This window comes from Giesbergeria anulus (genome assembly GCF_900111115.1).
Lineage (GTDB): Bacteria > Pseudomonadota > Gammaproteobacteria > Burkholderiales > Burkholderiaceae_C > Simplicispira > Simplicispira anulus.
The window spans coordinates 127,140-146,041 of the sequence record NZ_FOGD01000008.1; the positions used below are offsets into that span (position 1 = coordinate 127,140).

An 18,902-nucleotide genomic window follows, 5' to 3' on the forward strand; every position below is an offset into this window, starting at 1 on the left:
CGGTATTACGGCACTGGCGTGGCCAGCCGTTTGAGTTGGTACAAGGCTTCCAAAGCCTCGCGGGGGCTGAGGGCATCAGGATCAATCCGCTCCAGTGCCGCTTCTACTGGGCTGGTCTGGGGCGGCTCTGCTGCCGGGGGCGCAGCAAACAAATCCACTTGGGCTTGGTGCTGGCTGGCACGCTCCTCCAAGGTGGCGAGGGTGTGGCGGGCATGGTGCAACACGGCAGCCGGAATGCCCGCCAACTTAGCCACCTGAATACCATAGCTGCGGCTGGCCGGGCCGCTTTGCAACTCGTGCAAAAACACAATGTCGTGGCCGGACTCAGCAGCACTGACATGCCAATTGACCGCATGGCGCGCCTGCGCGGGCAGCTCGGTCAGTTCAAAGTAGTGGGTGGCAAACAGGGTAAAGGCTTTGGTTTTGTCGTGCAGGTGGCTGGCAATGCCACTGGCCAGCGCCAAGCCGTCAAAGGTGCTGGTGCCCCGGCCAATTTCGTCCATCAGCACCAAGCTGTGCGGTGTAGCGGCATGCAAAATTTGCGCGGCCTCCACCATCTCCAACATAAAGGTGGATTGGGCATTGGCCAAATCATCGGCAGCACCAATGCGAGTGTGGATAGCATCTATCGGCCCCAAGCGGCAGGCGCTGGCTGGTACATGGCTGCCCATGCTTGCCAGCAGCACAATCAACGCCACTTGGCGCATATAGGTCGACTTGCCGCCCATGTTCGGGCCAGTGATGATGTGCAGCCGCGTGTTCGGGTTCAGCCGCGTGTGGTTGGCGATAAAAGCACCGCTAGACGTTTGCGCCAACCGTGCTTCAACCACTGGGTGGCGGCCTGCCTCAATCTCAATGCAAGGCTCGGCAGTGAACTGGGGCACACACCAGTTGAGCGTGAGTGCGCGCTCGGCCAAGCAGCACAGCACATCCAGCGCCGCCAAAGCGCGTGCCATGCGCGTCAGGGCTGGCACATACACCTGCAACTGGTCTAGCACCTGCTCATACAGCCATTTTTCGCGTGCCAATGCCCGCTCTTGCGCCGATAGGGCTTTGTCTTCAAACGTTTTCAGTTCGGGGGTGATAAAGCGCTCGGCGTTTTTGAGCGTTTGGCGGCGACGGTAGTCGTCAGGCACTTTGCTGCTTTGGCCCTGCGTGACTTCGATATAAAAACCATGCACTTTGTTGAACTGCACGCGCAGATTGGCAATGCCGGTGCGGGCGCGTTCGCGGCTTTCTAGATCGAGCAAAAAGGCATCGCAATTGCTCTGGATGGCGCGCAGCTCATCCAAATCGGTATCAAAGCCATTGGCAATGACACCGCCATCGCGCACCAAAGCGGCTGGTTCTTCGGCAATGGCCGTCTGTAACAGGGCAGTGCAGGCCGGTGGCACTTGCAAATCAACGGCAATTTGGGCCAGATACGGATCGGCCTCAGGTGCTAACAAGGTGAGCAGCTCCTGCTTTTGCAGGGTTTTGCACAGCGCCACCAGTTCGCGTGGGCGCACTTGGCGCAGGGCGATACGGGCGCTGATGCGCTCGACATCACTCACACCTTTCAGGGCGCTGCGCAGGGTTTGCCAAAGATTACCGTTGCCGTGCAATGCTGTGGTGGCAGCCAACCGGGCGCGGGCCTGTGTGCGCTCACGCTGCGGCTCTAGCAGCCAGTTTTTGAGCAAACGGCTGCCCATGCCGGTCATGCAGGTATCGAGCAAAGACAGCAGCGTGGGTGCGTCTTCGCCGCGCAGGGTTTTGACCAGCTCCAGATTGCGCCGCGTGCTGGCGGGCAGATCAATCACATCGCCGGTGCGCTGCACCTGTATTTGGTGGACATGGCTGAGCGCCCGGCCTTGGGTGTGTTCGGCATATTGCAGCAAGGCACCGGCGGCGGCATGGGCTTGGGCCAAGTCTTGCGCCCCCCAAGCGTGCAGGCTGGCCGCCCCCAGTTGTGCCAACAATTGGCGTGCGCCCAAAGCTGGGTCAAACTGCCAGTCGGGCCGGGGGCTGATCGGGCACTGAAAAGCACTGCTCTGGCGCAGCAACAGCAATTGCTGCTCAAAGCGCTCACTGCTGCCCGCGCTGTAAATCACTTCGCTGGGGGCAATGCGGGCCAGCCATGCCGCCAGCTCGTCGGGGCTGCATTCAGCCAGTTGCACAATGCCTTGCGTCACGCTCATCCACGCCAAGCCATAGCGGGCGCGTGGCCCTTGGTGGATAGCCAACAGCAGAGCCTCGGTTTTGTCTGAGAGCAATTCTGCATCGGTGAGCGTGCCGGGCGTCACTACGCGCACCACTTTGCGCTCCACCGGGCCTTTGCTGGTGGCAACATCCCCCACCTGCTCGCAAATGGCCACCGATTCACCCAGCTTGATGAGGCGCGCTAAGTAGTTTTCTAGCGCATGGAACGGCACCCCGGCCATCATCACCGGCTGGCCTGCCGACTGGCCGCGCTGGGTCAGGGTGATGTCTAACAGCCGTGCTGCTTTTTCAGCGTCGGCATAAAAGACCTCGTAAAAATCGCCCATGCGGTAGAACAAGAGCGTGTCAGGGTACCCGGCCTTGAGGCTCAGGTACTGTTGCATCATGGGGGTGTGGTGTTCGCCTGTCTTGGCTTTGGTGGGTTTTTCGTTGTTGTCCATGACTGATCCATGCCGCAGATAAAAAATTTCTGAGCAACGCTGTTTGCTACATAAAGCCCAATTTTGCCGCCACCAAGCTACGCCAAGAGGATGATGTCAAAGTTAGGGTATAAAATTAGTTTCGATATCGAAAACAAAACAATACCAATATGGATTTTCCAGATTTAGTCTCCGTCAAAGACGCTGCCGAACGGCTGAACGTCTCACAGCAATATGTTCGCTCCTTGCTTCGCTCTGGCCAAGTCGAAGGGTGTCAGATGGGAAAACAATGGTTCATTGCTCCCAGTTCCTTGGCATCCTACGTCAGCAGCAGTGGTGCAGCACCGAAGGATCATGCCGCGCGCCGCACCGGCCCCCTGCCGCAGTTGAAGGCGCTGTCCTTCTTCTCCGGTGCGATGGGTCTGGATCTCGGTTTGGAGAAAGCCGGAATCCACGTCTTGCTCGCCTGTGAGGTGGATAAACATTGCCGAAGAACCATCGAAACCAATCGACCAGATCTCGCGCTACTTGGCGATATTTGGCAATATTCGGCGCAAGATATTCGACAGGCTGCTGGCCTCTCTGAGGATGACGAGATCGACGTCATCGTCGGCGGGCCTCCATGCCAAGCCTTCTCAACCGCCGGAGCGCGGCGGGGCTTCCAAGACGTGCGCGGCAATGTCTTCTTGAAATTTATCGACCTGCTCCTTGAACTCCAGCCGAAGTACGCGGTGATTGAGAACGTCCGTGGCCTACTTTCCGCCCCGTTGGCCCATCGACCCCACGCGGAGCGTGGTGAAGCATGGGCTCCCGGCTTTGAGGAAAAGCCCGGCGGGGCGCTGCTGCACATCATCGAGACGCTTCGGGCCGCAGGCTATGGAGTGTCTTTCAACCTCTACAACGCCGCTAATTTTGGCGTTCCGCAAATTCGCGAGCGCGTCATCTTGATCTGCTCCCGCGACGGAGCCAAGCTCCCGCATTTGAACCCCACGCATAGCTCAGATGGTTCCTTCGGGTTGCCAAAGTGGAAAACCTTCCGCGAGGCCGTGGAGGGTGTTGAGGCACTTGGTTGCGACCATGTCCATTTTCCGGAAGATCGGCTGCGTTACTACCGGCTGCTCAGTTCGGGCCAGTATTGGAAGCATTTGCCCGAGGCACTGCAAAAACAAGCGCTCGGCAACAGCTACTACTCTGGAGGCGGCAAGACTGGCTTTCTGCGCCGCATGGCTTGGGACAAGCCTTGCTGCACTTTGCTGACCTCGCCAACGATGCCAGCGACGGATATTTGCCACCCCGTTGAAAACCGGCCACTGTCTATCCAAGAATACAAGCGGCTGCAAATGTTTCCAGACGACTGGCAACTCGGTGGCAAGCTGGCCGATCAATACCGACAAGTGGGCAATGCTGTCCCCGGTGGCCTTGGCGAGGCGGTGGGTCGCGCCATTTTGGCGCACATGGCGGGCCAAGACATCCAGCCACCCGCAGGCTTTTCATTCTCCCGCTACAAAGGCACGGATGAGGTGAGTTGGGAGGCTCAAACGCGCAAGACCCTCGGGCTTGACCCGGGGGACTCAAAGCCAACCAAAAAGCCTGCCAAGAGTGAGGCCGCAGCTTCACAAATGCGATTCTTCGAGGAGGAAATCGCATGACGCTTTGTCCCGAAGGCACCCAAGGGATCGTCTGCGAACGACTACTTTAAAGCTGCGAGATACGCTTTGACATATTGCCGGAAATCGACCTCAGACACCAACGGGCGAATTTCCGCATCGGGAAATGCCTCCCAGTTCGAGCCTGTTTTTTTCGAGAACGTTCGGAACCATTTTTCAATACTTGTCCCGTGGCGAATAGCCGCACTGGACGAGTTTTCGGAGTTGTCGCGGTTCTTAACTTGCAGCAGCGTCCAAGCCTCTCCGGGAGCCGTCGGGGGCTTAATCAGATCGACCGCCTTGACGGTTGAACCTGAGCACCAAATCCAGCCTCGTGGTTCCATGATGCTGGCCAAATAGCGTTCTAAAAGTTCACCCACCAGATTCTCGGCACCCATGGATAAAAGGTGTTCTTGTTTTGCTCTTTCGAGGTTGGCTCTAGGAACATTGAAATAGTTCTCCAAGATCACCGAGACCATTTCGTCCGGGATGGTGGCCGGTGGCTCCGGGGCGCGTGGCGCTCTGGCTGAGGCAAAGTTGGTGGCTTGCGCACGAATGTAGGCTTCCGTTCCTACGGCAGGCGAGTTCTTGCCACGCATCAGGGATGCAGCCTCTGGATTCATCACCAGCAGCTTGATAAGGTTCGCGTACTTGTCAGCTAACGCCGGGTTGATGGCGGCCATGGCGGATAGCGCTATCGCCTCCGCATTTGCGATAAATGCCATTTTTCTCATTCCTCTTTTTTCGAGGGGAAAGACTGTAGCCTGATCTCAGGGTGGTTTGGATTGGGTAGGAACCGTATTTTCGCCATCGCGTAAGCAGCGGCCTGTTTGCGTGTGCTGTGTTTTCTGTTACTTTTGTGTTGTCGTTGCCCCTTACTATGTCTTCCCTTCAGCCCTTGCTGCACCGCTGCCGTGAATTCGTTTACCTCCAGAGCCTTTTTTCCCTCCACTCCCCAGGGTGATGGGCCTTCGTTGCAGTCCCACGATAGGCCAGAGCAAGACCCGGCGGCAGAAATTGCCGCCCTGCGTGCAGCGCTGGCGCAAACGCAAGAGCAGTTGCACGAAGCCCAACACCTGCTGCTAGAGCAGGCACGGGTTTTTCAGGCGATGGAGGAGTTGACTCACGCCGGTTACTGGTGGCGCGTCCACGGCGACAGGGCCGGAGGTGCGCACTGGTCGGCTGGGTTGTGCCGTCTGGCAGGCTTTGCCGAGCAGGCTTGGGTCAGTAATGCCCAAGGATGCAGCGGTGTACTACCCGAAGACCGGCCCGCACTAGAGCAAGCGCTGGCCCAGATGGATGGCAAAGATGTGGAATACCGTTGGTGTCGCCCCGATGGTCAAGTACGCCGCTTACGCACCTGTATGCGCTTGCACCAAACCCAAGACGGTGCCACGATGGAGCTAGGCGTGGTGCTGGATGTGACCCAAGGGCACCAAGTCGCAGCGCAATTGAGCGAGCAACTCAACTTCATCCAACGCATTGCCAGCAGTATTCCGGGCTTTATCTACCAATACCGCGTGCGTCCAGATGGCTCGGCCAGCATTCCGTACATCAGCGATGCTGTGCAAGATTTGCTGGGCGTATCGCCGCAAGTCGCTATGCATGATTTGGCCCAGCTTGCAACACAGATAGACGCCAGCGATTTACAGCGCATGCGCCTGCTGCTAGAGCGCTCCATCCAAGATTTGTTGCCTTGGCAATGCGAATACCGGGTACACGACGACGATGGTAACGTGCGTTGGCACATGACCAGTGCCGTACCGCAAAAAGAGTCAAACGGCTGCGTGTTGCTGCACGGCTACACGCTGGACATGACTGAGCGCAAACGCGCCGAAGAAGAAATCGAACGGCTGGCCTTTTACGACCCTCTGACCGGGCTGCCCAACCGTCGTCTGCTGCTTAACAGGCTAGAGGATGCGATTGCCATGTGCCTGCGCAAGCGCAAGCGTGGGGCCTTGCTGTTTATTGATCTGGACAACTTCAAAGACCTCAACGACACCCAAGGCCACGATATTGGCGACCGGCTGCTCACCCAAGTAGCGCAGCGCTTGGTAGCCGTGGTGCGCAATGCTGATACTGTGGCCCGCTTTGGCGGCGATGAGTTTATCGTCATACTCGATGGCCTCTCGTCCGAGCTAAGCACAGCTACCATGCAGGCCGAAACCGTAGCAGAAAAACTGCTGTGCGCCCTCAATACCCCTTACGCGCTGGGCGCTACGCCGCACTACAGCACCTCCAGCATTGGCATTACGCTGTTTGGTGATGAGCGCCACAGCGTCGATGAATTGCTCAAGCGGGCCGATTTGGCTATGTACCAAGCCAAGGCAGCCGGGCGCAACACACAGCGGCTGTTTGATCCCTCTATGCAAACAGCGCTGCTGGCACGCTCGAGCCTAGAGACAGATTTGCGCCTAGGGCTGGAGCGTGGCGAGTTGTTTGCACTGTACCAGCCGGTGGTCAACCACCGTGGGCAGGTGTTGGGCGTTGAGGCGCTGGCGCGCTGGCGTCACCCAGAGCGCGGCATGATTAGCCCCGCCGACTTCATCCCGCTGGCCGAACAGACGGGGCTGATTTTGCCCCTAGGACGCCATATTTTGCGCACCGCCTGCACGCAACTGGTGGCATGGGCAGATGACGTACAAACGGCCCACCTGAGTGTGGCTGTCAATGTTAGTGCGCGCCAGTTTCGCCAGCATGGCTTTGTGGCCGAGGTACTAGAAATTTTGGCTGAGACAGGGGCCAACCCCCAGCGGCTCAAAATCGAGCTAACCGAGAGCATGTTGCTGAGCGATCTGGAATACACCATTGCACGCATGGAGCAGCTCCAGCAGCAGGGCGTGAGCTTTGCGCTCGACGATTTTGGCACCGGCTACTCCAGCCTAAGCTACCTCAAACGTCTGCCACTAGACCAAGTCAAAATCGACCAAAGTTTTGTGCGCGACGTGCTCACCGACCCTAACGATGCGGCCATCGTGCGCACCATCTTGGCACTGGCGCAAAGCCTAGACTTGGTGGCCGTAGCCGAAGGTGTAGAAACCACCGGGCAGATGGGATTTTTGCGCCTGCATGGTTGTGAGCAGTTCCAAGGCTACCTGTTTGGTCGCCCAGATTCGCCACAGGCACTGCAAGCCCTGCTCCACAGCCAGCACTGATTGATCCACTAGCGCCATGCTCCAGCACCAAATACCACTGCGCCCCCGCTATGGCTGGCGCGGCGTAGCTGTAGTGTTGTTGCTGGCGCTGTTGGGGGCCTTGGTGGCCATGTATTGGGGACGTGAGCAACACCTGCATGAGCGCCACAACATCCGAGCGCAACTACTGGCGCTTATGGCCCAAGCCCTTGATGGTCAAGCGGCCCAAGCTGGACTGCGCGAGCAGCTTAAAAACTGGGGCCAGCCCATCTGCACACTGCTAGAGCAAGTGCAGCCCGCGCCCAACGCGGCGCACAATGGGGCACTGAGCGCCCCGCTCACCAAGGTGCGTGAAGCTTTGTCTGCCGAAGCCGTGTACGTGCTCAATGCCCAAGGGCAGGTACTACTACAACAGGCCCAAGGCACCCGCACCCGTTTATCTACCGCCCGCCAAGCATTACGCCAGCGCCTACTGCCCAGCAACAACCCAGAGATACGGGTGCAAGCTGCTGTCAGCTCTATCACCCATGAGCGCCAGTTGTATGTGCTGGCTCCTTTGTCTGCCTATTGCAGCCAGCCAGCGCTAGCCCATGCGGTGCTGGTGGTACAACTGGGCTTTGCGCCGCTGGACGCCTTGTTGGCCCGCGCTGGTAGCCCCGTGCTACTGCTCTCGCCCCAAGGGGTGGTGTTTGCCGCCACGCGCCCTGAGTGGGTCTATGCTGTAGCGCCGCCCCTGACCCAACAGCGCATTGATGCCATTGCCGCCTTGGGCCAGTTTGGGCACCATTTTGACAACGGCGTGGCCTCGGCCTTGCCGTTTTCTCCTACAGCCCACAAGGTGATGGTGGATGGCAGACCCCATGCCGTACAACAGCACGCGATGGACTGGCGAGACCCTGATGGCCTATGGCAATTAGTGATGCTCGATGACATCAGCCCGTTGATGCCGCTGTCTAACCACGTAGGCTACGGCTTGGCCGCAGGGGTACTGCTGGCCCTGCTGGGGCTGTTGGCTTTGGCCCTGCTGCGCAGCCGCGCCCAGATGGCGGCCACGCTAGAGCGGGTACAGGTGTTAGGCACCGCCCTAGAGCACAGCCCGCTGACCGTGGTAGTCACCGATGCCAGCGGCGTGATCGAATGGGTCAACGCGCAGTTTGAGCGCAATAGCGGCTACGCACTGCACGAAGTGCGGGGCCGCAAACCCTCCATCCTAGCCAGTGGTTGCACCCCAGCCCAAACTTACCATGACATGTGGAGCGCCGTCGTGGCAGGGCGCGTCTGGACGGGACAGTTTATCAACCACCGCCGCGATGGAAGCCCATACCAAGAAGAGATCACTATTTTCCCCGTGCTCAATGCGCAGGGCCAATGTATCGCGCTGGTCGGTTTGCAACAAAATGTAAATTGTTGCATCCATACTGCCACGCCGCAGGCCGATGCCACAGTGCAGCACGCGCCAGCGCAGCCATGAAACCGTATCAGCTTAAAACGGCGCGTCGGGTGTTGCGCTAGGGGTAACTGCAGCTTCCGTAGTGGTTGCAGGGGCTTGTTCTGGCGCATCCGTAGCCTGTGCTTGGCGCAAACCGGCTTTTTCGCCCGCGCTGGCAAACTTGCTGTATTTGCCCAAAATACTAACCAACTGGCCGTAGATACGCGGGTTACCCGCCAAGCATTCGCCTTGATCCAAGAAGTCGGCCTCGCCAGTAAAGTTACCAATCAGGCCACCAGCTTCGGTCACCAGCAACGAGCCTGCGGCCACATCCCAAATGCTCAAACCGGTCTCAAAAAAGCCATCGCAATAACCAGCAGCGATATAGGCCAAGTCTAAGGCGGCAGCACCGGGGCGGCGCAGCCCAGCAGTGCGTGGCATAACATCGGCCATCATGCGCATGTAGTTTTGGAAGTTGTCTCCGGGGCGGAACGGAAAACCCGTGGAAACCAAGCTGTCTTTGAGCTGGGTGCGCTTGCTCACGCGGATGCGGCGCTCGTTCAGGTAAGCACCCCGGCCCTTGGTGGCCGTAAACAGGTCGTTGCGCGAGGGGTCATACACCACCGCTTGCTCAATTTTGCCGCGCACCGACAGCGCAATGCTCACGGCATACACCGGAAAACCGTGGATAAAGTTGGTGGTGCCGTCCAGCGGATCAATGATCCAAACAAACTCCGAATCTTTGGCACCATACTGGCTGCCCGATTCTTCGGCCAAAATGCCGTGGCCGGGGTAGGCGGTGAGCAGGGTTTCAATAATGGCCTGTTCGCTGGCGTGGTCTACTTCCGTGACAAAGTCGTTGATCTGCTTTTGCGAAATACGCACTGCCTCCACGTCCAAGGCCGCGCGGTTGATGATAGCGCCGGCGGCGCGGGCAGCCTTAATGGCCACGTTGAGCATGGGGTGCAGATTAGACGACATAAATTGTAGGAGTTGGTGCGCTGGGAAGCAAAACCACAGCACACAGGCCAAGAACAGAGAAGACGCAGCCCGGCGATGCGCGCTGCGACAATAAGGCCCCCGATTTTAGCCCTGCTGCCTGCCTTCTGTGCAGCGCTGCCCTGTCACTACCCATGAAAACCCGCTTCATCCTGATCCAAACCAGCCATGCTGGCAATGTAGGTGCCGCTGCCCGCGCCCTGAAAACGATGGGCTTTGATGACTTGGTGCTGGTGGCACCGCGCTGGCCCAACGTACTGCGCCGAGAAGAAACCATCCAGCGCGCTAGCGGGGCCTTGGACGTGCTCAAAAACGCCCGCATCGTCGAGACTCTGGATGAAGCCTTAGACGGCCTGAGCCACCTGTGCGCCACTGCCATGACGCCACGCGATTTTGGCCCCCCCACGCGCGCCCCACGCCAGCATTTTGAGTTGCTGTTGCAAGGTGCCCTGTCTGCCCACACCGCAGCCGACACGTGCGATACCGCAGCCACAGCAATGCCAGCAGCCTGCACTGAAACCGGCGTCGGCTTTTTGTTTGGCTGCGAGCGCTTTGGCATGGCCAATGAAGATGTTTATCGTTGCGATGTGGCCTTGCAGATTCCTACCGATCCGCAGTTTGGCTCGCTCAATCTGGCCGCTGCCATTCAGGTCATTGCCTACGAATGGCGACAAGCCTTGGGCGGTTTTGCCGCACCAGCCACAACGCCCACCACTTCCACAGTGCCGACCCGTGCCGATGCCGCCCAAGTAGCCGGGATGCTGGCACATTGGGAGCAAGCACTGGTGGCGGTAGATTTTCTCGATCCGGCAGCACCCAAAAAACTCATGCCCAGGCTCAACCAACTTTTTAACCGCGCACAGTTGCAGACTGAAGAAATCCACATCTTGCGTGGTGTTGCCAAGGCCATGATCGAAGCGGCACAAGCCAAGCGCTGAGATGCCATGAGCCTCTTTATGCTGTCTTAAGGCAAGCGAAACACTAAAGCATTGCGCTTTAGTGACAGAGCTTGATCGGCCAAACGCTCGGAAGACACCGCCGCTTGCTCTGCGAGAGGGACGTTTTGCTGCGTCGCTTGATCGATCTGTACCACCAATTGCGCTACCCGCTGCACAGCGACACCTTGCTCGTGAGAGGCGTTGACAATTTCTTCCATGATGGAGGCCATGCGCGCCACCGAGTCAATGGTGGCATGGATGGTTTGGCGCGCCCCGCCCACTTGCGTCAATCCACCCTCAACCTGCGTGACCGACTCTTCAATCAACGTTTTGATTTCCTTGGCAGCTTTGGCGCTGCGGTGGGCCAAGCTACGCACTTCACTGGCTACTACCGCAAATCCACGCCCTTGCTCGCCTGCGCGGGCAGCCTCTACCGCAGCGTTCAAGGCCAAAATGTTGGTCTGGAACGCAATGCCGTCAATCACACCGATGATGTCGGTAATGGTTTTTGAGCTACGCGCAATCGCATCCATCGTGCCCACTACCTGACCCATCGCCACGCCAGCTTGGTTGGCAATGCCACCGGCCTCTCGTGCCAAGGTGTTGGCAGATTGAGCCCGATCAGCATTGTGCTGTACCGTGATGCTCACCTCCTCCATATTGGATGAAGCTTCTTGCAACGCCACCGCCTGCTCTTCGGTACGTGAAGCCAACGAATTATTACCCTGCGAAATCTCAGTGGCCTCTTGTTGGATGCGCTCTGCACCACCTAGCACACCACCGGCCAGCGATGCCAAGCTGCGCTGCATCGCAAACAAAGCGGCCATCAATTGGCCTGCTTCATCACCCCCTTTGAGTTCAATCTTATTGTTGAGCGCACCGGCTGCAATTTGTTTGGCAACCGCCACTGCCGCATTGATGGGATCGACGGTCTTGAGGCGTACACGCCACGCCAAGAGTGCCGTAAACACCATTCCGAACAACAAGGTCAGCAAACTGGTCACGAGGACTTGATGGTATTGGGCATCGGCCTCTTGCATCGCCAATTTAGAGTTAATTTGTTGTTGCTCTATTTGCTTATCAAGGTTACGACTGACCTCGGCATACTGAGGCAATACCTTGTGAATGTAGAGCTGTTGGGCTTGTGTAAAGTCTCCTGCCCGCAAGGCTGTCATTGTTGGGTTGGTAGCCTCTTTTTGATATTTTGCACGCAACGCCTCAAATTCATTTTGAATAGCTTTCTCGTTCTCCTCGTGACCAATCTCTAGGTAATCTTTCCAAGTTTGACTAATGATTTTTCGGTTTGCCTCCGACTCTTGCAGCAGAGCTTCTACCTTTGCAGGCACAGGGTCTAACAAGGCAGTGGCCATATTGACTTGATTACGGTATTGCAAACGTCCAATCTTGTCTAAATAAATTGTTGCCAACCCGGCTTCGCGGTACATATTGTGCACCTCCTCATTGGAAATTTGTGTTCCACGGAGGCCTACTAAACCCACCAACATCATCATAGCCAAGGCGCACATAACCAAGGCCAGCAAACGAGCAGCAATCGACAGGTTAAGCAACTTATCCCATTTTCCTAAGAGACCAGTACGCACAATACGCCCACGTTCAATGCGAATGCCAGCGCCGCCAGAATTACTGCGCAACTTGGCGTAAGCAGCTTCGGCTTGAGTTACTTGTTCTGGCAATGGCTTCATTCGCACTGATGCATAGCCGACCACTTTGCCATTTTCCCACATGGGCGATGCATTCGCCAACACCCAATAATACCCCCCGTCCTTGCGGCGATTCTTTACCATTCCTGTCCATGAACGACCCTGTTTAAGGTAGTGCCACATATCAGCAAAGGACTCAGGGGGCATATCGGGGTGGCGCACCATATTGTGCGGCTGACCAATTAACTCTTCTTCACTAAACCCGCTGACCTCAATAAAGTCAGAATTTACAAAAGTAATAATGCTGTTGGTATCGGTACGTGAGATAGGCGATTGATTTTCACGTAAAACATATTCTTGATTATTGACGGGCTGATTATTACGCATGGATAATTTTTAAGAGATTTTTCAGAATTCTACTTCAATTTTGTTACAAAACTGCTACCATTTACAATATCCGTACCACCAATATCTCTGATCTCATCCTATCGTTTTTTGCCGATTGAAGAAACCGCACCAACTCCCCCAAACGGTGCTCCACCCCCAAGCGTCAGAACCGCAGAAAGACTTTCTTGGCCTTCTGGCACCGAACCGACACGGTTTGATGCGCAAGTTAAATTTGCACAAGACGGCAGAAGTGACAAATTTTGCGATCTGTTGTGGGCTGCTCTGCAACGACTGAAGGGTTCTAGTCGATTAGACCATCACTCTACAGTGCTACAAAAAAAGTAAGATCGGGTTCGTTTGAGGTAATGCCCACCAACCTTGCCATGGCCGGGGTGTACGCTTTCCTTTCTTTTATTTGAAGATCATCATGACGCGCCGCATCCTCTGGTTTCTTGCTGTAATTTGGCTATGGCCCGTATGGAGCATGGCTGCGCCTTCAGAGCAGCTACCGTTTCGCATTGGGGTCGCACCGCACTCGAGCGCCCGCGTCATCATTGAGATGTACCAACCCTTGCGTCACCGGCTAGAGCAGACCCTGCAACGGCCAGTAGAAATCGTCACTGCACCAGATTTCACAGAGTTTGCTCGGCGCGGTGTAGCGCAGCAATACGACATGGTCATCACCACCGGACATCAGGCGCGGCTGATGCAAACCGATGCAGGCTACCTGCCACTGCTGACCTACCAAGCAGATTTCAAGGCCGTGGCTTTGGTGGCATTCGATAGTCGTTTTCGTACTCCTCAAGACTTGGCCCACAGCAAAGTAATCGGGCTTTCTGCCTCATCGCTGGTGACTCTGTGGGGCCAACACTGGCTGCACCGCAACGCTGTACCCAACACCACGATGCGCTACGTCAGCGCATCTGACAGCGTGGGCCAACTGTTACTCAAGGGCGAGGGCAGTGCAGGGTTTGTATCGCTGGCAAACTTCCAGAGCCTGCCCGCGTCAGTACGCGATCAACTGCGGGTTTTGGCAGAAAGTCTACCCATGGCGGGCCGTGTGTATGTACTCAACCAGCGCCATGCCAAACAACAAGAAGCCATGCTGGCGGCGCTGTGGGCCTTTGCCGAAACGGCAGAAGGCAAACAGTATTTTTCCAAATATAAACTGGGGGGCTACCGTGCCCTAGAGCCGCGTGAACTGGTAGCCATGGATCCCTACGCCAATGAAGTTCGCACAACCTTGAAACAAGGAAAATAATGACCTTCGCCCCGTGGCGTACCGTGCGTGGGCAGCTCTTGCTGGCTGCATTGGTGGTCGAGGTGTTGATGCTGGCAATTCTGGTGAGCAACAGCCTGCGCCTGTTACACGACGCCATGGGTGAGCAAGCCCGTGAGCAGGCTGCACAAATTGGGCCGGTGCTTTCTGCGGCTTTAGTCGCCCCGCTGGTTCAGTACGACATTGCCACGGTACAAGCCGTGCTTGATGAAAGCCATGCCATCCGGGGCATTGACTATCTGGCCGTGACCGATGTGTCAGGTACTGTGATTGCCACCAGCGGCTGGTCGGTAGACCAGCCTTTGCCAGTGGTGGACAAAGAATTTCGCCTAGACAATGCGCCCCCCCGCTACGACGTGGCGCTTGCCGTCAAACTGGCGGGGCAACCACTGGGCACCTTGCAGTTTGGACTCGACCTGAGCCGCATTCAAGTGGCACGCAAAAACTTGCTGTTTCAGGGCATCTTGATCGCTTCGGGTGAGTTGCTGTTGTCGGCAGCACTGCTAACGCTGCTGGGCTTGCTCATCACGCGCGAGCTGTCATTGCTCACCGCCGCCAGTCTCAAGGTGGCACAGGGCCAATTAACGTTAGAGCCTGTTCCAGAAGGCCAAGACGATGTCGGGCGCTTGGGGGCTGCCTTTAACGTGATGTCGCAAGCCATCGCTGAACGTGTCGAGCAATTGACGTGTGCCAACCAAGAGGGGGCACGCATCGCCCAGTCTTTGCAGGAGAAAAATGCCCAGTTAGCCCAAAACCATGTGCAGCTAACCACCGAAAACAGGATGCGCCTAAAGGCGCAAAAAGAACTCGAACTGGCCCTAGAACGTATCCAAGACCGCACTGAGCAACTCAATGCTATTTTTGACCTGAGCCCCGATGGTTTTGTCTCTTTTGATGCCCAAGGCTGCGTCAAGTATGTCAGTCCTGCCTTTTCACGCATGACCGGCATGGCGCTGGACGAAACTGTGGGACTGAACGAAACAGAATTTTCTGCCCGTCTGGCACAAACTTGCCTAGACTCAGCACGTTTTCCTGGCATAGCATTCTTAAAAACTAGGCTGAACGCACCCAACACCCAAAGCCTTGAGTCATTTTCTACGGCTCCATCAGAACGCCAGCTCATCGAGCTAAACCACCCAGAAAAGCACGTACTGGAAGTGGGCCTGCGCATCTCTAAAACCAACATCATTTCACAGATTTTGTACTTTCGGGATGTGACGCATGAGACTGAAATAGACCGAATGAAGAGCGAATTTCTGTCGCATGCAGCCCACGAACTGCGCACGCCGATGGTCAGTATCTTTGGCTATACCGAGCTGATGTTGAGCAGAGAGTTCACCAAAGACAAACATCAAGACATTCTGGGGATCATCCACCGCCAGTCCGAATTGATGATTGCCATCATCAATGAGCTACTCGATTTGGTGCGTATTGAAGAGCGACGCGGTAAAGATTTTTTCTTTAACCATCTTGATGTGGGTCAGCTTGTACATCAAGTAGTGTCCGATTTTGGTGTGCCAGCCGGGCAAATACCGCCCATACTGAACCTACCCCAGAATATCTGCTGGGTACGCGCTGACCAGAAAAAACTGATGCAGGCGGTGCGCAATATCGTCTCCAATGCACACAAATACTCGCCTGCCGGTGGGCAAGTCGTTGTTAGCCTATTTCAACAAAACCGCCCACTGCCTGAGACCACGCAAGCGCCATGGGTGGGCATTCGTGTACAAGACCACGGCATGGGAATGACACCAGAACAGACCGCACGGATATTTGAGCGTTTTTACCGTGCCGACACCACGGGCAATATTCCTGGCACTGGGCTGGGCATGAGCTTGGTCAAAGAGATCATCGAGCTGCACCACGGCAGCGTGGACATCCACAGTGCTGTGGGGGTTGGCACCACAGTGACTTTGTGGCTTCCTGCCGCAGAGACACCATGACATCTGGATACCCCCTAAACTGCCACGCTCTTTTGTTGCACTGACACCTACCCATGTTTTCTCGTTTACGCTCTGACATCCAGTGTATTCTTGAGCGCGACCCGGCTGCGCGCAGCCGCTGGGAGGTGCTGACCTGCTACCCCGGCCTGCACGCGCTCGTGCTGCACCGACGCGCACACTGGTGCTGGACACATGGCCTCAAATGGCTGGGGCGTTTTATTTCGCACACAGCCCGCTGGCTGACCGGCATTGAGATTCACCCCGGTGCGCGCATCGCCCCCTGCGTCTTTATCGACCACGGCATGGGCGTGGTGATTGGCGAGACCGCCGAAATTGGCCCCGGCTGCACGATTTACCACGGCGTCACGCTGGGGGGCACTTCGCTCTACAAAGGCACCAAACGCCACCCCACCTTGGGGGCTAATGTGGTGGTAGGGGCTGGTGCCAAGGTGTTGGGCGGCTTTACGGTGGGCGATGGTGCCAAAATTGGCAGCAATGCCGTAGTGACTAAGCCAGTGCCAGCCGGTGCTACGGCAGTAGGTAACCCGGCCCGCATCATTGAGGCCCAAGCCGACGTACGCCGCGAGGAAGCTGCCTCTAAAATGGGGTTTTCTGCCTACGGCGTCACGCAAAGCGATGACCCGCTCTCGCAAGCCATGCGTGGCCTGATCGACAGTGCCAGCACCCAAGAGCACCAAATCGCCTTGCTGTGGCAAGCCATAGAAAAACTGGCCGCTGCGCCGCAAAGCGGCAATTGCGTGCCTGCCGACGCCGCACGCCAAGAACATTTTGAGGCCGACAAACTCAATGCGCTGGTCGGTAAGTAACCCGACGCACTATTTTTATCTCAGGAGACCTGACTGATGGATATATCCCAAGCCTTGCAACAACGCCGCTCGGTGCGCGCTTTTCTGCCCCAAGCCCCCAGCGCTGTCTTAGTGCATGAAATACTAGAAAGCGCCGCCTGCGCGGCTTCGGGGGGTAACCTGCAACCTTGGCGCGTTATTGCCCTGACGGGCGATTCTTTGGCCCAAGTCCTGCAAGCGGCCAGCGAATCCAATCCACAAGAATATGCCCACAGCATGTCTTACCCGGCCAACCTGTGGGAACCCTACCGCAGCCGCCGTTTTGCCAATGGCGAAGCGCTGTACCGCACCTTGGACATCCCGCGCGAGGACAAGGCAGCGCGCCTGCAACAACTGGCCAAAAATGCCCAGTTTTTTGGTGCTCCCGTGGGTATTTTTGTCTGCATTGACGAGCGCATGGGCGATCCGCAGTGGATGGATGTGGGCCTCTATCTGCAATCTCTGATGCTGCAAGCCACGGCAAACGGGCTGGCTACCTGTGCCCAAGGCTTTTGGCGCAAATACACCGAAACCCTGCGCGAGCCGCTAGCGCTGCCCCAACCCTACACCATCGCTTGCGGTGTAGCACTAGGCTACGAAGACACTACGGCCCCCATCAATACTCTGGTGTCAGGCCGCGCCCCCTTTGAAGAGTGGGCCACGATGCGCGGCTTTTGAGCGGCCACGCATTTGCTTTGCGCTCAGGGCCGCACCGCCTGCTGGGCGGCGGCCTGTCCGGCAGGGGTCAAGAATGGGGCCATTTGTTTCCAAGACAAGATAATCTCATCATTACAGGCGCGCAACGCATGAAAAAAGTGGGTATTGAACACCAAGCCCTTGGCCGTAGGATAGGGATCAAAAATCGACATCTGTGGGGCAGCCTCACCACACACTCCATCGGTGCGGGGATTGTGCTTTTCTAACAACGCCCGCAACCGCGATAGGGTGGGCTGGTAGTCCTTGTCCACCGCCACTTCTGCCGCTTTTTGCCCCCCCTTGATCCAGCCCCAAGTGTTGACTTTGGCACCGTTGTCTAAATCAAAGGTGGAAATGCCCAGAGAAGCATTGCCATGCGCGCCACCGCAAAAGACTTCGCTCAGTGAATCTTCTAGCACCAGAAACTTGTCATTCCAACCCTTGGGGGCCAAGGCGGCGCTCCAATCCTCGCCGGTTCCACCATTGATACGGCAGCTATATAACGCCACCGCCTGCTCCTTCAGCCATGCCTGCGCCATCGGGTTGATCTTGCGGGCAGCAGGCATCTCGGCAGGCAATTGCAGGGCGTCGGCAAACGGGGTGCTCATCATCTGGTAAGACTTGCCTGCAAAAGCGGCAGGCTTGGTCGTCCAGTGGACAGCATCCTTTAAAGGCTGAAAATAGGCACTCGGGCAGTCTTCAGCCCACTGCTCTTGTGCCTGTGGGCCTGAGGGGTTGAGCCGTTGCAGCCGGATAGGCCATGTCTTTTGGCCCGCCGAATCGCTCCAAGTGCCCACCAGCTCGCCAACGGCTCCCGGTTGCATCTGCCAACGCCCGGTCACGGTATCTGGCTGCCCAGGCACCGGCGATTTTTGTTCTAGCAGATGCAGGTGTCCACTGCGCAGTCCTGCTTCCAACGCTTTGAAGGGGTCTGTGGCATCAGCCCCATTGAGCACCAGGCCCTTACGCATTTTGCGGTAGTAATACTGGGATGTATTAGAAGACAGGCAAACCATCACGGCACTTTTACCAATGGTTCCAGACCATACACCCGCATAGGCCGGAGGTGGCTCTGCTGCGTGGGCCATAGCAAGAGGGGCTATCAGTAAAGACAGCCTAGCCAGCAGGGAGGAGACAGAAAATGGCATCACAAATGCACTCCAACAAAACAGTAAACCAAAGCCACCTCAGGGGCGAAGCTGCTTTTTTAGAGCATGTTACACACTCGTTGACATCCTCTCCGGGCTAAACCCCGGAGATTCCTACTGCTAGACGGCGATGCCCCGCCGCGAGAATGTTGCGTGCTGCATTCACGTCGCGGTCGTGT

13 protein-coding genes and 1 pseudogene are annotated in these 18,902 nt (G+C 56.9%); 8 read left to right on the forward strand and 6 right to left on the reverse strand.

From position 1 onward, the window contains the following. Window positions 1-5: 5 nt before the first annotated feature. The gene (gene mutS, locus BMX55_RS12120; protein WP_091458075.1) at window positions 6-2,639 is read right to left on the reverse strand and encodes a DNA mismatch repair protein MutS; all 2,634 of its coding nucleotides are present in this window, start codon (window positions 2,637-2,639) and stop codon (window positions 6-8) included. A gap of 149 nt (window positions 2,640-2,788) precedes the next feature. Here mutS and BMX55_RS12125 point away from each other — a divergent pair, with 149 nt between their 5' ends. After that, window positions 2,789-4,267, forward strand: coding sequence for a DNA cytosine methyltransferase (locus tag BMX55_RS12125; protein ID WP_091458077.1), 1,479 nt, complete (start codon window positions 2,789-2,791; stop codon window positions 4,265-4,267). Window positions 4,268-4,308: 41 nt separating this feature from the next. Here the strand turns inward: BMX55_RS12125 and BMX55_RS12130 are convergent, their stop codons facing one another. Next, complete coding sequence (locus tag BMX55_RS12130; protein ID WP_218144491.1) at window positions 4,309-4,989, reverse strand: SinI family restriction endonuclease; 681 nt, start codon at window positions 4,987-4,989, stop codon at window positions 4,309-4,311. Between the two features lie 249 nt (window positions 4,990-5,238). Here BMX55_RS12130 and BMX55_RS12135 point away from each other — a divergent pair, with 249 nt between their 5' ends. Continuing rightward, window positions 5,239-7,419, forward strand: coding sequence for a putative bifunctional diguanylate cyclase/phosphodiesterase (locus BMX55_RS12135; protein ID WP_245751427.1), 2,181 nt, complete (start codon window positions 5,239-5,241; stop codon window positions 7,417-7,419). Window positions 7,420-7,435: 16 nt separating this feature from the next. Continuing rightward, window positions 7,436-8,869, forward strand: a complete 1,434-nt coding sequence (locus tag BMX55_RS12140) for a PAS domain-containing protein (protein ID WP_091458080.1) — start codon at window positions 7,436-7,438, stop codon at window positions 8,867-8,869. Window positions 8,870-8,881: 12 nt separating this feature from the next. On the opposite strand, the gene BMX55_RS12145 is transcribed toward BMX55_RS12140, so the two are convergent. Beyond that, window positions 8,882-9,808, reverse strand: a complete 927-nt coding sequence (locus BMX55_RS12145) for an inositol monophosphatase family protein (protein ID WP_091458082.1) — start codon at window positions 9,806-9,808, stop codon at window positions 8,882-8,884. A 152-nt stretch (window positions 9,809-9,960) separates the two neighbouring features. Between BMX55_RS12145 and BMX55_RS12150 the strand changes: the two genes are divergently transcribed. Then, window positions 9,961-10,764 (forward strand): RNA methyltransferase, encoded by an 804-nt coding sequence (locus BMX55_RS12150; protein WP_091458084.1) that lies wholly within the window; start codon window positions 9,961-9,963, stop codon window positions 10,762-10,764. Between the two features lie 26 nt (window positions 10,765-10,790). Here BMX55_RS12150 and BMX55_RS12155 read toward each other — a convergent pair whose 3' ends face one another. Next, window positions 10,791-12,467: a methyl-accepting chemotaxis protein gene (locus tag BMX55_RS12155; protein ID WP_245751429.1), complete on the reverse strand. Its 1,677-nt coding sequence runs from the start codon at window positions 12,465-12,467 to the stop codon at window positions 10,791-10,793. Window positions 12,468-12,482: 15 nt separating this feature from the next. After that, a pseudogene (locus tag BMX55_RS16945) lies at window positions 12,483-12,812 on the reverse strand (PAS domain-containing protein); the annotation flags it as partial. Window positions 12,813-13,296: 484 nt separating this feature from the next. On the opposite strand from BMX55_RS16945, the gene BMX55_RS12160 reads away from it, so the two are divergent. The 4 genes from BMX55_RS12160 to BMX55_RS12175 are packed head-to-tail and all read left to right on the forward strand — an operon-like array spanning window position 13,297 to window position 17,557. Next, window positions 13,297-14,073 carry a phosphate/phosphite/phosphonate ABC transporter substrate-binding protein gene (locus BMX55_RS12160; protein WP_245751431.1) on the forward strand — a complete coding sequence of 259 codons (777 nt, stop codon included), beginning with the start codon at window positions 13,297-13,299 and terminating at the stop codon, window positions 14,071-14,073. After that, the gene (locus BMX55_RS12165; protein WP_091458091.1) at window positions 14,073-16,034 is read left to right on the forward strand and encodes a HAMP domain-containing sensor histidine kinase; all 1,962 of its coding nucleotides are present in this window, start codon (window positions 14,073-14,075) and stop codon (window positions 16,032-16,034) included. The genes BMX55_RS12160 and BMX55_RS12165 overlap by 1 nt, the downstream gene beginning before the upstream one ends. 53 nt (window positions 16,035-16,087) lie before the next feature. Continuing rightward, the gene (gene cysE, locus BMX55_RS12170) at window positions 16,088-16,861 is read left to right on the forward strand and encodes a serine O-acetyltransferase (RefSeq protein WP_091458093.1); all 774 of its coding nucleotides are present in this window, start codon (window positions 16,088-16,090) and stop codon (window positions 16,859-16,861) included. 36 nt (window positions 16,862-16,897) lie between these two features. Further along, window positions 16,898-17,557 carry a nitroreductase gene (locus BMX55_RS12175; protein WP_091458094.1) on the forward strand — a complete coding sequence of 220 codons (660 nt, stop codon included), beginning with the start codon at window positions 16,898-16,900 and terminating at the stop codon, window positions 17,555-17,557. 23 nt (window positions 17,558-17,580) lie between these two features. On the opposite strand, the gene BMX55_RS12180 is transcribed toward BMX55_RS12175, so the two are convergent. Beyond that, complete coding sequence (locus BMX55_RS12180) at window positions 17,581-18,726, reverse strand: hypothetical protein (protein WP_177172893.1); 1,146 nt, start codon at window positions 18,724-18,726, stop codon at window positions 17,581-17,583. Between the last annotated feature and the right edge of the window lie 176 nt (window positions 18,727-18,902).

What these genes read in the sequence shown, in the direction of transcription:
- mutS (WP_091458075.1), bottom strand. Translation starts at nt 2,639, where the DNA reads ATGGACAACAACGAAAAACCCACCAAAGCCAAGACAGGCGAACACCAC.
- BMX55_RS12125 (WP_091458077.1), top strand. Translation starts at nt 2,789, where the DNA reads ATGGATTTTCCAGATTTAGTCTCCGTCAAAGACGCTGCCGAACGGCTG.
- BMX55_RS12130 (WP_218144491.1), bottom strand. Translation starts at nt 4,989, where the DNA reads ATGGCATTTATCGCAAATGCGGAGGCGATAGCGCTATCCGCCATGGCC.
- BMX55_RS12140 (WP_091458080.1), top strand. Translation starts at nt 7,436, where the DNA reads ATGCTCCAGCACCAAATACCACTGCGCCCCCGCTATGGCTGGCGCGGC.
- BMX55_RS12145 (WP_091458082.1), bottom strand. Translation starts at nt 9,808, where the DNA reads ATGTCGTCTAATCTGCACCCCATGCTCAACGTGGCCATTAAGGCTGCC.
- BMX55_RS12150 (WP_091458084.1), top strand. Translation starts at nt 9,961, where the DNA reads ATGAAAACCCGCTTCATCCTGATCCAAACCAGCCATGCTGGCAATGTA.
- BMX55_RS12155 (WP_245751429.1), bottom strand. Translation starts at nt 12,467, where the DNA reads ATGAAGCCATTGCCAGAACAAGTAACTCAAGCCGAAGCTGCTTACGCC.
- BMX55_RS12160 (WP_245751431.1), top strand. Translation starts at nt 13,297, where the DNA reads ATGGCTGCGCCTTCAGAGCAGCTACCGTTTCGCATTGGGGTCGCACCG.
- BMX55_RS12165 (WP_091458091.1), top strand. Translation starts at nt 14,073, where the DNA reads ATGACCTTCGCCCCGTGGCGTACCGTGCGTGGGCAGCTCTTGCTGGCT.
- cysE (WP_091458093.1), top strand. Translation starts at nt 16,088, where the DNA reads ATGTTTTCTCGTTTACGCTCTGACATCCAGTGTATTCTTGAGCGCGAC.
- BMX55_RS12175 (WP_091458094.1), top strand. Translation starts at nt 16,898, where the DNA reads ATGGATATATCCCAAGCCTTGCAACAACGCCGCTCGGTGCGCGCTTTT.